General features: G+C 59.4%; 12 protein-coding genes. 9 read left to right on the top strand and 3 right to left on the bottom strand.

The window, feature by feature from the left end:
- Positions 1-107 precede the first annotated feature (107 nt).
- Positions 108-1442 carry a type I glutamate--ammonia ligase gene (gene glnA, locus ACFSYH_RS01540; RefSeq protein WP_377464690.1) on the bottom strand — a complete coding sequence of 445 codons (1335 nt, stop codon included), beginning with the start codon at positions 1440-1442 and terminating at the stop codon, positions 108-110.
- 175 nt (positions 1443-1617) lie between these two features.
- On the opposite strand from glnA, the gene ACFSYH_RS01535 reads away from it, so the two are divergent.
- Positions 1618-3279 carry an NAD+ synthase gene (locus ACFSYH_RS01535; protein ID WP_377464689.1) on the top strand — a complete coding sequence of 554 codons (1662 nt, stop codon included), beginning with the start codon at positions 1618-1620 and terminating at the stop codon, positions 3277-3279.
- 78 nt (positions 3280-3357) lie between these two features.
- Complete coding sequence (gene panB, locus ACFSYH_RS01530) at positions 3358-4191, top strand: 3-methyl-2-oxobutanoate hydroxymethyltransferase (protein ID WP_377464687.1); 834 nt, start codon at positions 3358-3360, stop codon at positions 4189-4191.
- 268 nt (positions 4192-4459) lie between these two features.
- Here panB and ACFSYH_RS01525 read toward each other — a convergent pair whose 3' ends face one another.
- The gene (locus ACFSYH_RS01525) at positions 4460-4642 is read right to left on the bottom strand and encodes a hypothetical protein (protein WP_377464686.1); all 183 of its coding nucleotides are present in this window, start codon (positions 4640-4642) and stop codon (positions 4460-4462) included.
- A gap of 181 nt (positions 4643-4823) precedes the next feature.
- Between ACFSYH_RS01525 and map the strand changes: the two genes are divergently transcribed.
- The 3 genes from map to ACFSYH_RS01510 are packed head-to-tail and all read left to right on the top strand — an operon-like array spanning position 4824 to position 7897.
- Positions 4824-5696, top strand: coding sequence for a type I methionyl aminopeptidase (map, locus tag ACFSYH_RS01520; RefSeq protein WP_377464685.1), 873 nt, complete (start codon positions 4824-4826; stop codon positions 5694-5696).
- Positions 5693-6454 (top strand): polyphosphate--glucose phosphotransferase, encoded by a 762-nt coding sequence (gene ppgK / locus ACFSYH_RS01515; protein WP_377464684.1) that lies wholly within the window; start codon positions 5693-5695, stop codon positions 6452-6454. The genes map and ppgK overlap by 4 nt, the downstream gene beginning before the upstream one ends.
- 42 nt (positions 6455-6496) lie before the next feature.
- Entirely contained in the window at positions 6497-7897 is a 1401-nt protein-coding gene (locus ACFSYH_RS01510) for a polysaccharide pyruvyl transferase family protein (protein ID WP_377464683.1), read from the top strand.
- A 69-nt stretch (positions 7898-7966) separates the two neighbouring features.
- Here the strand turns inward: ACFSYH_RS01510 and ACFSYH_RS01505 are convergent, their stop codons facing one another.
- Positions 7967-9226, bottom strand: coding sequence for an MFS transporter (locus ACFSYH_RS01505; protein ID WP_377464682.1), 1260 nt, complete (start codon positions 9224-9226; stop codon positions 7967-7969).
- Positions 9227-9566: 340 nt separating this feature from the next.
- Between ACFSYH_RS01505 and ACFSYH_RS01500 the strand changes: the two genes are divergently transcribed.
- The 4 genes from ACFSYH_RS01500 to ACFSYH_RS01485 all read left to right on the top strand — a co-directional run bounded on the left by ACFSYH_RS01500 (position 9567) and on the right by ACFSYH_RS01485 (position 13532).
- Positions 9567-10799: an SHOCT domain-containing protein gene (locus tag ACFSYH_RS01500; RefSeq protein ID WP_377464681.1), complete on the top strand. Its 1233-nt coding sequence runs from the start codon at positions 9567-9569 to the stop codon at positions 10797-10799.
- Positions 10800-10808: 9 nt separating this feature from the next.
- The gene (locus ACFSYH_RS01495; RefSeq protein ID WP_377464680.1) at positions 10809-12212 is read left to right on the top strand and encodes a TFIIB-type zinc ribbon-containing protein; all 1404 of its coding nucleotides are present in this window, start codon (positions 10809-10811) and stop codon (positions 12210-12212) included.
- Positions 12213-12221: 9 nt separating this feature from the next.
- Positions 12222-12545 (top strand): hypothetical protein, encoded by a 324-nt coding sequence (locus ACFSYH_RS01490; protein ID WP_377464679.1) that lies wholly within the window; start codon positions 12222-12224, stop codon positions 12543-12545.
- 141 nt (positions 12546-12686) lie between these two features.
- Positions 12687-13532, top strand: coding sequence for an NAD-dependent epimerase/dehydratase family protein (locus tag ACFSYH_RS01485; RefSeq protein WP_377464678.1), 846 nt, complete (start codon positions 12687-12689; stop codon positions 13530-13532).
- Positions 13533-13593: the final 61 nt, after the last annotated feature.

Genomic DNA, 13593 nt, shown 5'->3' with positions numbered 1-13593 from the left:
ATCTGTCGCCTGCTTGGTCGATTCGGGTGGACTTGGAGTCACCCGCCACCACAGGGGCGGAGAACACGTAAGGCGCCGGTTGTCCGGCGCCTTACGTGAGGGAACAGCTACAGCACCTGTAGGAGGCGCTTGAGTTCATATGGAGTGACCTGGTTTTGGTACTCCCTCCATTCCTGCCACTTGTTCTTCAGGAAGTAGTCGAACACGTGCTCTCCGAGTGTTTCCGCAACGAGTTCGGAGCCCTCCATGATCTGAAGCGCGGCATCAAGATCCTGTGGGAGCGGGCGGATGCCCAGTGCGCGGCGTTCGGCGTCGGTGAGGTTCCAGACGTCGTCCTCGGTTGCGTCGGGTAGCTCGTAGCCCTCTTCGATACCCTTGAGCCCCGCCGCGAGGGTAAGCGCGTAGGCGAGATACGGGTTGGCCGCGGTGTCGATCGCACGGTATTCGATGCGCGAGGAGTTGGACTTGCCCGGCTTGTACATCGGGACACGTACAAGCGCGGAGCGGTTGTTGTGGCCCCAGCACACGTAGCTTGGTGCTTCGGCTCCGCCCCACAGACGCTTGTACGAGTTGACGTACTGGTTGGTCACCGCGGTGATCTCGGCGGCATGGTGCAGCAGGCCTGCAATGAACTGACGCCCGATCTTGGACAGTTCATACTGCGCGCCCGGCTCGTGGAAGGCGTTGCGGTCACCCTCGAAGAGGGAGAAGTGGGTGTGCATGCCGGAGCCTGGGTGCTCAGTCATCGGCTTTGGCATGAAGGAGGCGAATACGCCCTGTTCCAGTGCGACTTCCTTGACCACTGTGCGGAAGGTCATGAGGTTGTCTGCGGTGTTGAGCGCGTCCGCGTAGCGTAGGTCGATCTCGTTCTGCCCTGGTCCGGCCTCGTGGTGTGAGAACTCCACGGAGATACCCATCGATTCAAGCATCGTGATGACCTGGCGGCGGAAGTCGTGTCCGGCTGGTCGGGCAACGTGGTCGAAGTATCCGCCGTGGTCGATGGGCACGAGCTTGTTGGTGTCAATCGGCTGCTCGAACAGGTAGAACTCGACCTCAGGGTGCGTGTAGAACGTGAACCCCTTGTCGCTGGCCTTCGCCATCGCACGCTTGAGCACGTTACGGGAGTCTGCGAGCGAGGGGGTACCGTCAGGGTTGAGGATGTCGCAGAACATGCGAGCGGTCCCCTGGGTGTCGCCGCGCCACGGCAACAGGGAGAAAGTGGTGGGGTCGGGGCGCGCGACCATGTCGGCCTCGTAGACTCGGGTGAGTCCCTCGATGGCGCTTCCGTCGAAGCCGATGCCTTCATCAAACGCCGATTCGAGTTCGGCCGGCGCGATTGCAACGGACTTGAGCATGCCCAAGACGTCGGCAAACCACAGGCGAACAAATCGGACGTCTCGCTCTTCTACCGTGCGTAGCACGAATTCCTGTTGCCTATCCATATGGTTAATCTTGCCTGATACTTGGCCTGTGTCACGAGTGGGCGCGCTAAATGTCTCAAAAAAGAGCACTGTTCCGGGCAAAGTAGTGCAGCGCAGTGTAGGGGTGTCGCGAAGCAAACCCCTACCGGAGCGGAACGAATGTAAGTTCGTAACCAAAAAGCATATGGTTATCTCTATGGCTGAGCTATGTATCGCGATTGCGCAGATTGACACGTGCGTTGGTGACATTGACGGGAACACGGCAAAGATCCTTGACTGGTCCCGCAAGGCCGCGCGTGAGGGCGCCGACGTGGTCCTGTTCCCCGAGATGACCGTGACCGGTTACCCCATTGAAGACCTGGCGTTGCGTGCGTCGTTCCAGCGCGCAGCGGAGCGCGCACTGAGCACTGTTGCGAGGCAGCTTGCCGACGAGTCCCTGGGTTCGCTGTCCGTCATCGTTGGATCGCTGGGGGCGTTGGGTCTTACGGATCGCGAGCCTCTTGCGCGGCCCACTAACCGTGCCGTCGTGTTGCGTCACGGCTCGATTGACGTCGCCTACGACAAGCATCACCTGCCCAACTACGGCGTTTTTGACGAGTTCCGCATCTTCTCCTCGGGCGATAGGCCAGCGATCCTTGAGGTCAAGGGCCGTCGTCTGGCGCTGGCCGTGTGCGAGGACATCTGGCAGGACGGCGGACCGGTGGCGACGTACGCGGCTGAGGACATCTCCGCGCTGTTGGTGCTCAATGGTTCTCCGTTTGAGGAGGGCAAGTGGGCCACCCGGCTCGATCTTGCTCAGCGCCGTGCGAAGGCGGTGGGTGCTCCCCTCGTGTACGCGAACATGGTGGGTGGACAGGATGACCTGGTGTTCGACGGCGGGTCGTTCGTGGTGTCCCCACACGGAGACGTGCTCGCTACCGCACCGAAGTTCGAAGAGCACCTCCTGCTGTGGACCCTCGCGGAGGACGACTCCGAACCTCACCGCGGGCCCATTGCGCCACCGCTCGAAAACGACCACGAGGTGTACCAGGCAATCGTGACCGGCCTGCGTGGCTACTTCACCAAGAACGGCTTCAAGTCCGTCACCCTGGGACTCTCGGGCGGAATCGACTCGGCCCTCGTTGCAGTCGTGGCGGCAGACGCAATTGGCGGAGAGAACGTGTATGGCGTATCCATGCCCTCTGTGTACTCTTCAGAGCACTCGAAGGACGATGCCGCTGATTTGGCTGCGCGCATCGGCGCACACTACCGCGTGCAGTCCATCGCCCCCATGGTCGATGCCTTCCAGAACGAGTTGGACCTGACCGGAGTCGCTGAGGAGAACCTTCAGGCGCGCATGCGCGGTGTCACCCTTATGGCGCTGTCGAACTCCGAGGGTCATCTCGTCCTGGCAACCGGGAACAAGACCGAGATCGCAGTCGGCTACTCCACCATCTACGGCGATGCTGTGGGTGGGTACGCTCCGATCAAGGACCTGGACAAGTCCCGCGTGTGGGAGTTGTCTCGCTGGCGCAACAACTACGCGATCGACAACGGCGATATCCCACCGATCCCAGAGTCCTCGATCACCAAGCCGCCGTCAGCAGAACTCCGCCCCGGTCAGGTTGACCAGGACTCCCTGCCACCCTACGACGTGCTGGATGCCGTGCTCGACGCGCACATCGAACACGCCGAAGGCCGTGAGGAACTACTGGACCGCGGCTTCGACGCGGCAGTCGTTGACCGTGCGTTGTCCCTCGTCGACCGGGCGGAATGGAAGCGTCGGCAGTATCCGCTTGGACCGAAGATCACCGCTCTCGCATTCGGACGTGACCGTCGCGTTCCCATCACGTCGAAGTGGCGTGAACAGCAGGGGTAACGCCCCACACAAGGGGCGTCGCAACACACCGGCGAACGCCCCATACCCCAGCCAATTCAACATCAAAGAGGCGAATAGATGACTCAGCCAGCCAACTCCCCGCAGTCGAACCGCAAGCGTTTCAGGGTTCAGGACTTTGCTCGTGCAAAGGAGGAGGGACGCAAACTCACGATGCTCACCGCATATGACGGGGTGACTGCGCGCATCTTCGACCACGCAGGGATGGATGTGTTGCTTGTCGGTGATTCAATTGGCAACAACATGCTCGGTCACGAGAACACGATCCCCGTGACGCTCGATGAGATGGTTGTCGCCACCCGTTCCGTCAGCCGTGCGACGACCTACGCAATGGTGGTTGCCGATCTCCCGTTCGGCTCTTATGAGGCCTCCCCACGCGATGCGTTCGTTTCCGCGGCACGCCTCCTGAAGGAGGGCGGCGCACATGCGGTCAAACTCGAGGGCGGGGCACGCATTCACGATCATGTACGTCTGTTGACCGAGTCGGGTATCCCTGTGGTCGGACACCTCGGGCTCACTCCGCAGTCCGAGAACATGCTTGGTGGCATGCGCGTGCAGGGCCGTGGCGATGCTGCGGCTGAGAGGCTGTGTCAGGATGCACTCTCACTCCAGGACGCCGGTGCAAGCGCAATCGTGCTCGAGGCGGTTCCCACCCCGGTCGCAGCCCGGGTCACGGAGATTCTTGCGATTCCGACGATCGGCATCGGGGCAGGTTCGCAGTGCGACGGACAGGTGCTCGTGTGGACCGATATGGCCGGAATGAATGACTGGTCGCCGTCCTTCGTGCGGACGTTCGGCGAGGTGGGTAAGGCACTTGAGGACGCGACCCGCGCCTATATCGCCGCGGTCCGCGACGTGTCGTTCCCTGACGAGGATCATTCCTTCGCCCGGTAGTCCTGCTTATTCCTTCGCCGCGATTGGACTCTTTCCCACTCGCGGTGGGCGGATACTTGACGACGATATAACTGTTCACGTTCAAGGCTCATCTCCCAGCGTCATCCGCTGGGAGATGAGCCTTTGTTGCGACTGACCGACTCGTCGCCAATCAGCGTTTCCATACCGATCTGTGGGTTTCCTCGCTGCTGTGTGCCTAAGTTCACCACGCAACGACTTCGCCACGCAACGACGAACAAACCCACACACCGGGATGAGGTGCTCGGGATCAGTCGTCGTTGTCCTCGAACTCTTCGGTCTGCTCATCCCATGCCTGCGTGCGCTGACGCGCGATATCGAGCGCACGCGCCGCCTCCTGTGGCGTGTCGTATGGACCCATTTTGTTCCACCAACTGAACAAGCCACCCTTCACAACCTGCCCGGTCTTGGTGTTGAAATAGTACTTAGCCACCTCAAAACCTCCCATATGCGCACCAGATACCGCTGGTTCGATCCTAGGGCTAATACACAGTACTTGCCTGTTACAAACTTTCATCCGTTACCGTTCCGGCAGGGGCCCGCTACGCGAGACCCCTACACTCCACTTCACTACTTTGTCCGCAACTACTGCTGGGGCAATTAGAATGGTGGGCATGTCTGTTCAGCGCACCACAACCGCCTCTCTCACTCCCGGTAGAGTCTCCCCACAACTCCCCGTTCCCCCACACATCGCACGACCCGAATACGTGGGCAAGCCAGGACCCTCCCGGTACACAGGAAACGATGTGGTCGCCCCCGAGGTCATCGAGAAGATTCGCGTTGCCGGGAAAATCGCCGCGCAGGCCCTCCAAGAGGTGGGGAAAGCCGTCGCACCAGGTGTGACGACAGACGAACTCGACCGCATCGGACACGAGTTCCTGCTCGATCACAATGCCTACCCGTCAACGCTCGGATACCGCGGATTCCCCAAGTCGCTGTGCGCGTCCATCAATGAGGTCATCTGCCATGGAATCCCGGACGACACGGTGCTCGTCGAAGGCGACATCGTCAACATCGACATCACCGCCTACATCCACGGTGTCCATGGGGACAACAACGCGACCTTCGGGGTCGGCGAGATCGACGAGGAATCTCACCTCCTGATCGAGCGCACCCGAGAAGCACTCAACCGCGGTATCAAAGCAGTCAAGCCGGGCCGCGAGGTCAACGTGATTGGTCGTGTCATCGAGAAGTACGCGGCCCGCTTCGGATACGGTTCGGTGCGCGACTACACCGGGCATGGCGTGGGCGAGGCCTTCCACACCGGACTCATCATTCCGCACTTTGATGCCGCGCCACTTTATGACACGATCATCGAGCCGGGTATGGTCTTTACCATCGAACCCATGCTGACCCTTGGCACCTACGAGGGCGAGGTATGGGATGACGGCTGGACAGTGGTCACCCGTGACCGCAAACGCACGGCTCAGTTCGAGCACACAATGGTAGTAACGGAAACTGGTGTGGAGGTATTGACCCTGCCATGAGCAAGCACAGCAAGATTGCGTTCGGAATCGACATCGGCGGAAGCGGCATCAAAGGCGCCCCAGTTGACCTCGAGACTGGTGAGTTCATCGCTGAACGCGTTCGTATCCCCACGCCAGAGGCGTCCACTCCCGAGGCGGTCTGCGAGGTCATCGCTGAACTCGTTGACGAGTTCGACCTAGCTCCAGATGTCCCAATCGGTGTTGCGTTCCCTGCGCCCCTCTATCACGGCGTGATCCGACACATCGCCAATCTCGATCAATCATGGAAGGGCGTCAACCTCGAAGAGGTCGTCTCCGCCCGCATAGGACGTCCAGTCATCGCTGTGAACGACGCCGACGCAGCCGGATTCGGAGAAGTCGCCTACGGTGCGGCCAAGGGCGCTGAAGGCGTTGTCCTACTGGCAACGCTTGGTACCGGAATCGGGTCGGCGATCATCGTGGACGGCGTTCTCCTGCCAAACACGGAACTTGGACACCTAGAACTTGACGGGCACGACGCCGAGACCCGGGCAGCAGACTCAGCCCGAGACCGTGAAAACCTTGACTGGGATGAGTGGGCCGCACGTCTGCAACGCTACTTCTCCCATGTTGAGATGTTGCTGGCACCAGACCTCATCGTAATCGGTGGAGGCGTGTCCAAGCACCACCAGAAGTTCCTGCCACTCCTCAACCTGCACGCCAAGGTTATCCCCGCCGAGTTGCGCAACGCGGCCGGAATCTCTGGGGCAGCCGCTTACGCCGCACAACGCACGCACTGACACAGACCCGACTCACACCGAACCTAAGAGCCACACAAAACGATGACACGAATTCTCCTGCGAGCAGGCAAGTCCCCTTTCACCCAACTCTCCCCTGAAGTCTCACTCGAAGGATTCTCCTCCGGCGTGTGGGGCTCGAACGTCGGAAACTTCATCTTCAGCGATTCAGTTCACCGTCTGCTGGCCACACCCGACACCGAAATCCGCACCAACGCGTTCCTGACCGAGCGCATCGAGGTTCCAGGCTCCTACATCAAACGGATCAACAACGAGTTCGATCATTTTGTGATCCCCATGGCCAATGCGTTTCGCGGTTCGTTCCTCAACAACCTCAAGCGCCTCACCAACGTCATCGAGCAACTCGACATCCCGGTCACGGTTGTCGGCGTGGGTGTAACCGGTGGGAAGGGAACCCTGAACGACCCGATCCCCCACGTCGAGGGAGAACTCGCCGACGAGGTCAACAGGTTCATGCGTGCGGTGCTGGCACGAAGCGCCTCAATCGGCGTGCGCGGAAACTACACTGCGGAGTTTCTGAGCAAACTCGGATACGGGGACGATGTCGTCAGGATTATTGGCTGCCCATCGCTGTTCAAGTTTGGCCCAGAGCACCAGGTCAACAAAAAGGTTGAGACCATCACTGCGGATTCCGCGGTCACGATGAACCTGACCCCGTATGTTCCTGAGATGGGTCCAATCTCGTTACACCACGCCAAGCACTACAACGATCTGACCTACATCCCACAGGTCTCAAACGACCTCGCGATGATGATGTGGGGCAAGGCGAACCCTCAGTACAAGAACCCCAAGCTCCCCATACACGTTCAACATCCGCTCTATCTTGAAGACAAGATGCGGTTCTTTGTGGACAGCCACTCGTGGACAAACTATCTGGCAACGCGTGACTTCGCCTTCGGAACCCGAATCCACGGCAATATCGCAGCGCTCATCTCCGGTACCCCGGCATTCGTCCTCGCCCACGATTCACGTACCCACGAACTCGCGGAGTATCACGACATCCCGCACATCAAGGTTCCCGATCTGGCTGGACGCAAAGACGCCGCCGAGTTCTACGAGGAGGCGGACTACACCGCCTTCAACAGGAATCAGGCCGCTAATTTCGAGCGTTTCGCTGCGTTTCTCACAGAAAATGGGCTGTCTCATGTTTATGAGGAGGGCAAGGCGAACCCGGAATACGACGCACGTATCGAGGAACTCAACCTCATTGAACCCGTACGATCACTCGCAGCCCGTGACCCCGAGGCTCAGAGCCAGGCATACAGTCGGGTGCAACGCCTGCGCAATCCTGAGTTCCAGGCCAAGACCGCGAAGAAGGCGCTTGCATCTCATGAGTTCCCCCTGACGGTTGACGGGAAACTCGAGAGAAAGCGAAAGTCAGCACTCCGCCGAGTCGCACGCAAACTCGAGAGCCTCGCCGAGTAGTGGTTCACGACAGTCCTGCCGCCTTGCACTTGAGCCAGTCGGCAGGACTGTTTGTTACGTTGAGCAGATTCAGTCGGTCTTTGCCTGGGCCTTTGCAAACCGCCACACGGTGATCGAGAAGACGAACGGGATCAAGGCGCACAACAGCAACGCCGTACGCAGTCCAGACCCACCGTCATCAGGAAGAGCCTCAGCGATTGGGGCGAACGCCGTGTGGGCTTGCTCCGCAATACCACCGGCAAGTGCTGGCCCAAGTGATGCACCGCCGTCACCAGCGAGCGCCAGTATCGCAAACATTGCGGCACCACCGTATGGGAACTTCGCGGAGGTGAGCGACATCGTTCCCGGCCACAGCAGTGCAATCATCGCACCGCACACCGCGCAGGCCAGGAGGCTGATGAGTGGGACATTCGAGGTCGCGGCGACGATGTAACTGATCCCCGCACCGACACCGGACCAGCCGAGTAGTTTGGGCAGCGAGAGATTCTCACCCCACATGCCATAGGCGAACCGGACGATCCCCATCAGCAGTGCAAAGAGTCCAACGCCCAGTAGGTCTCCCACCTCCTTGGAAACGCCCACGCCCCGCTCGGCGAAGAACGACGCCCACTGCACCATCGTGAGTTCCGCTGCCCCACCGGTCATCATCAGCACGAGGGCGGCGAGGAAGAGAGGAGTTCCGAGGAGAGAACGAATCGACATGCGCTCATCGGCTGACACGGTATCCGGCAGCGGGACGCGGGTAAAGGCGATTGCGTTGATGACAGGGATGACCGCCCACATGATTGGCAGCGTCCACCACAGGTCACGCCCCAATACCGACACGAGCAGTGTGGTGGCGACGACCACGAGGAGTTGACCCCAGCAGTAGAAGGAGTGCAGGAAGGCCATGGCGGACGCCTTTTTGTGTGCCGGGGTCGGCAGGTGCTCGATGATCGGGCTTGCCAGCACCTCGAGTAGTCCGCCACCTACCGCGTAGATCGCAACCGCCAAGCACAGGGCGAGGAAGGTGCTGTCCATAAGGAGAGGGAAGACACCGAGTCCTGCGAGCCCCACGGCCGACAAGGCATTGGCCCACACCATCGGCGCCCTATATCCGATCCGGTCCACAAAGAACATCGCAACAAAGTCAGTTGCGAACTGCACGCCAAAGTTCAATGCGGCAAGCAACCCCAACTGTGCGATTGGTATGTCGAACTGGACGTGGAAGATGATGAAGAACAGCGGTGCGATGTTGTTGTTGATCGCCAAGACGATGGTTGAGGAGTAGCTGGCCCGCTTTGTCCCCGCAAAGCGGGCGATCTCATCAACTGCGGCAGGGGTGGACATGGCGCGAGTACCTTTGCTTGTTAGTTACGAACTACGTCCTTTGCGCTCCGGCAGGAGTTTGCTCCACGAAACCCCTACACTGCGCTGCACTACTTTGTCCGTAACGAGTTCGTGATTCGGCGTAGACTCATGCAAGGATATCGAATCGTTTCGACTCATCAAGTATCACGCGCGGGAGATTCCCCACCTTCCGTCATCACCACCAGCTCACAACAAGACAAACACAAAATAAGATTCACTATTTGACCAAGAACAGGCAATAATTAACGTCAGTGGGAGAAGACTGTTCTCACGACCCGCTCCCGGGTGGGTTCCGGTCTACGGTAATCAGGAGATTCACATGGGCTTCATCAAGGCAGCCATCGACTCGATCGGTGGCACGTTTGCCGACCAGTGGCTAGATTTCATCACCGTTCCAGACAACATCACCCCAACCTCAGCGATCTTCCCAGGTCAAATGAAGGGGCAGAACGCTGGACGCGGGTCGAACACAAAGGGTTCGGACAACATCATTACGAACGGCACGCGCATCTTCGTGCCGGAGGGATACTCGCTCATCACGATGGAGGGTGGCGCATTCACCGGCTTCATCGCGGAACCAGGTGGTTACGAATGGCGGTCAAACGACCCTGCCTCCCAGTCGATCTTCGCAGGCAACGGAATCGTCAGCCCGCTCATCACCGCCTCATGGGAGCGCTTCAAGTTCGGTGGGCAGCCGGGCGCTCAACAGGCAGTGTTCTACGTGAACCTCAAGGAAATCCCGAACAACCGGTTTGGCACCCAGTCCGAGATCTACTGGGATGACGCCTATCTTGGCGCCCAGGTCGGTGCGATCACCCGCGGAACCTACACGCTTCGGATCGTGGACCCGCTGCTGTTCACCAAGCAGTTCGTACCAGCCGCATACCTGCAGCCGAACTCCCCACACTTTGACTTCTCAGACTTCGACAACCCAGCCGGAGCGCAACTGTTCAACGAGGTTGTCTCTTCGCTTTCGGCAGCGTTCTCGCACTACACAAACGACCCGTCCAAGGGAAACCGCATCACGCGCATCCAAGGCGATGCCATCGGGTTTGCCCAATCGCTCAGCGCAGCAGTGGAAGAGGGATACAACTGGACCACCGATCGTGGTCTGACAATCGTCAAGGTCGCTCTCCAGGCCATCGAATACGACGAGGACACCCGTGCGCTGCTGTCCGATGTCAAGAAGGCAGACGCCCTGTCCGGAAACCGTGGGAACTCCTTCATGCAGCAAAGCGTCGCACGCGGTATGCAAGCTGCCGGTGAAAGCGGTGGCGGAGCAGCAGGATTGGCATTCATGGGCATGGGCATGAATGCTGCAGGCGGTGTCATGGGCGGAACGCAACAGCCGCAAGGCCAGCAGACCTACCAGCAGGTACCTCCGCAACAACCAAGCCCACAACAGGCAGCACCAGCCGAGCAGCCACCAGCGCAGGGTGCAGGCGGCGATGATCTCGTCGCCAAGCTCACCCAACTCAAGACACTTGCCGATCAGGGAATCATCTCCCAAGAGGAATTCGAGGCGGCAAAAGCCAAGGCACTTGGACTGTAAGGGACCAACGTGACTCAGCCAACCAACGGCGGCGTGCCGCAACCCCCGCACGGGGATGCGGCCGCCGCGGGGCAGCCCTACCAGCAGCCTGCCCCCTATGGACACGATGACTATGCACCTCAGGCTCCAGCGGAGCCGAACAAGGAGGATTTCAAAGACGCGACCTGGGACCAGGTAAAAGAAACACGCAGGCAGGAGTCTGAGGCCGGATATGCCCCGGGCGAGGCACCTGAGATCGTTTACGAGGAACACGACGGCCCATCAGTCATCGAAACCCAAACCGGTGGCAAGGACGGACTCGTCCGCTGCGCGAAGTGTGGCTCCACGGACATCGGCTTCTCAGTCGCCAAAGCAAGTCTGTACTGCAATTTCTGTCGGTTCGAGTGGCAATCTGAGAGCGCGGTCGACGCCTACAACCTCAACACCCCCGTACACGAACTGCGTGGAATCCACATCGGATCAGGTTCAGCCGAGATCATCCCGGATGTCTCGCAGATCGTGTCGTTCAAGTGTTCCGCATGCGGCGCAGAGGTCGTCATCGACACCGAGCACGCCATGCAGGCACGCTGCCACTGGTGCAGGCACACCCTGTCCGTTCAGGAGCAGATCCCAAACGGCGCTGTTCCCGATGCGGTTCTTCCCTTCTCATTGCCCAAAGAGGTGGCGATGCAGAACATCCAGAAGTTCGTGGACTCCCGGAAGTTCTTCGCACTGCGCAAGTTCAAGCAGGAGTTCAAGGCAGAGAACGTCATGGGCGTGTACCTGCCGTACATGATCGTTGACGTCAACGCCCGCATGCACCTACAGGGCGTCGGCGAGGAGGAGATCCGCCGCTACACGGTCGGAACAGACGACAACAAACGCACCGTCTACGACGTGGACGTGTACTCCGTTGCCCGCCAGTTCGATGTTCAGGTTGATGATCTGACCCTCGAGTCCTCCTCCGAGAAGGGGAACATCGACAACTCGAAGAACACCAACAACATCATCAACTCGATCATGCCGTTCGATACCAAGAACATCGTCCGGTTCAACCCGAACTATCTGTCCGGATTCAGCTCGCAAAAGCGTGACACCAACATCGATGGACTCGCCGAGCTGGCACACCTCCAGTCCGCAGACATCGGGCGTCACCTCGTGCGGCCGTCACTCAAGAAGTACGACCGCGGGGTGCGATGGGACCAGGAGAACCTCGACGTCATCGGTGAACGGTGGATCAGCGCGTACCTTCCCGTGTGGCTCTACAGCTACTACGAGAAGAAGTCGAACGGCAACGAACTGCTGCACTACATCGCAGTCAATGGGCGAACGGGTGAGACCATGGGCTCGATCCCGGTCAACATGGGACGCCTGTTTGCTGCGGCCTGCGTCGCCGAGGTGTTCGGCATCATCGCAACGATTCTGGTCTGGTAGGAGGAGATCATGTCTATTCTGTTTGACCTTGCTACCGTGGCGGACTCGGTACTCGCTGTCGGGGATGCTGCGAACCTTGCTGCTTCCATCAATATTGAGGAGGGAGACGGCCAATGGCTCAAACTCATCTTCCTGCTCTCTGGCCCCGCATACTTCATGTTCATGTATGCGCGTTACCGTAACCAGAGTGCCCGGCACTATCACGAGAAGGAAACCGAGGCTCAGATCACCAATCTCACTGGTGATGACCGTAAGGTCCGCCGGATCACCGGTACGAGTTCTTCGTCGCTGTCGGGTGCGAACGCTCACAAGGTGCGCGGCAGTCGCAACTAACACTCACTGACACCGGGCGGGTCGGCTCCCAGGATTCTGGAGCCGACCCACCCTTCATCTTTCACGAGCTCCCGGCCTCTCAGCACGTCCAACATAGGTCAGTGTGTACCCACGAGGCCTTTCGCATGTGAAGATGTGACTATGAGAATTGCAGTGACCGGGTCATCCGGAAAACTCGGCACGGTTGTCGTGCGCGAACTTGAGGCCGCCGGTTACGAGGTGATCGGCATGGACAGGGTCGGCCAGCGCGGGTTTGGCTTTGTTCAGGTGGATTTCACCGATTATGGCCAGGTGGTCGATGCTTTCACGGCGGTTGGTGATCGACACGATGGTATTGATGCTGTCGTTCACCTGGCTGCCATTCCGGCCCCGGGCATTCAAAGTGACGTGTCAACGTTCCACAACAACATTGCCGCGACGTTCAATGTCTTCTGGGCGGCGACCCGTCTTGGAATTCGCAACATTGTCGCGGCATCGAGCGAGACGGTTCAGGGCCTTCCCTTCGATACTCCCCCGCCATATATCCCAGTAGACGAGGCATACCCTCCGCGTCCAGAATCCACCTATTCGTTGGTGAAGGTACTGGAGGAGCGCATGGCCGTGGAACTTGTCCGCTGGTTCCCCGATCTGTCGTTGACCGCGCTCAGGTTCTCCAATGTTATGTGGCCCGAGGACTATGCGGAGTTTCCCTCGTTCAATGATGACGCCACATTGCGTAAGTGGAATCTCTGGTCCTACATTGATGCCCGCGATGGTGCACAAGCGGTCCAGAAAGCTCTGGAGAAGAGGATCCTTGGGTTCAATCACTTCCTGATCGCGAATGCAGACACGGTGATGACCCGTCCGAACGCGGAACTCATTGCGGAGGTCTTCCCTGACACTCCGATCACCGGAGGTTTCGGGGACAACGAAACGTTGTTCTCCATTGACAAGGCCCGCGAGTTGCTCGGCTTTGAACCTCAACATTCATGGCGCGACCACGTGTAGTGCTCTCATTGCCGACGAGTCCCCGGCCACCAGCACATCCTCACCGAGTTCTGGTGGCCGG

This window comes from Populibacterium corticicola (assembly GCF_042683685.1).
Classification (GTDB): Bacteria; Actinomycetota; Actinomycetes; order Actinomycetales; family Cellulomonadaceae; genus Timonella; species Timonella corticicola.
The sequence above is the reverse complement of the archived record's forward strand: the minus strand, read 5'-3'. Positions and strand labels throughout refer to the sequence as shown.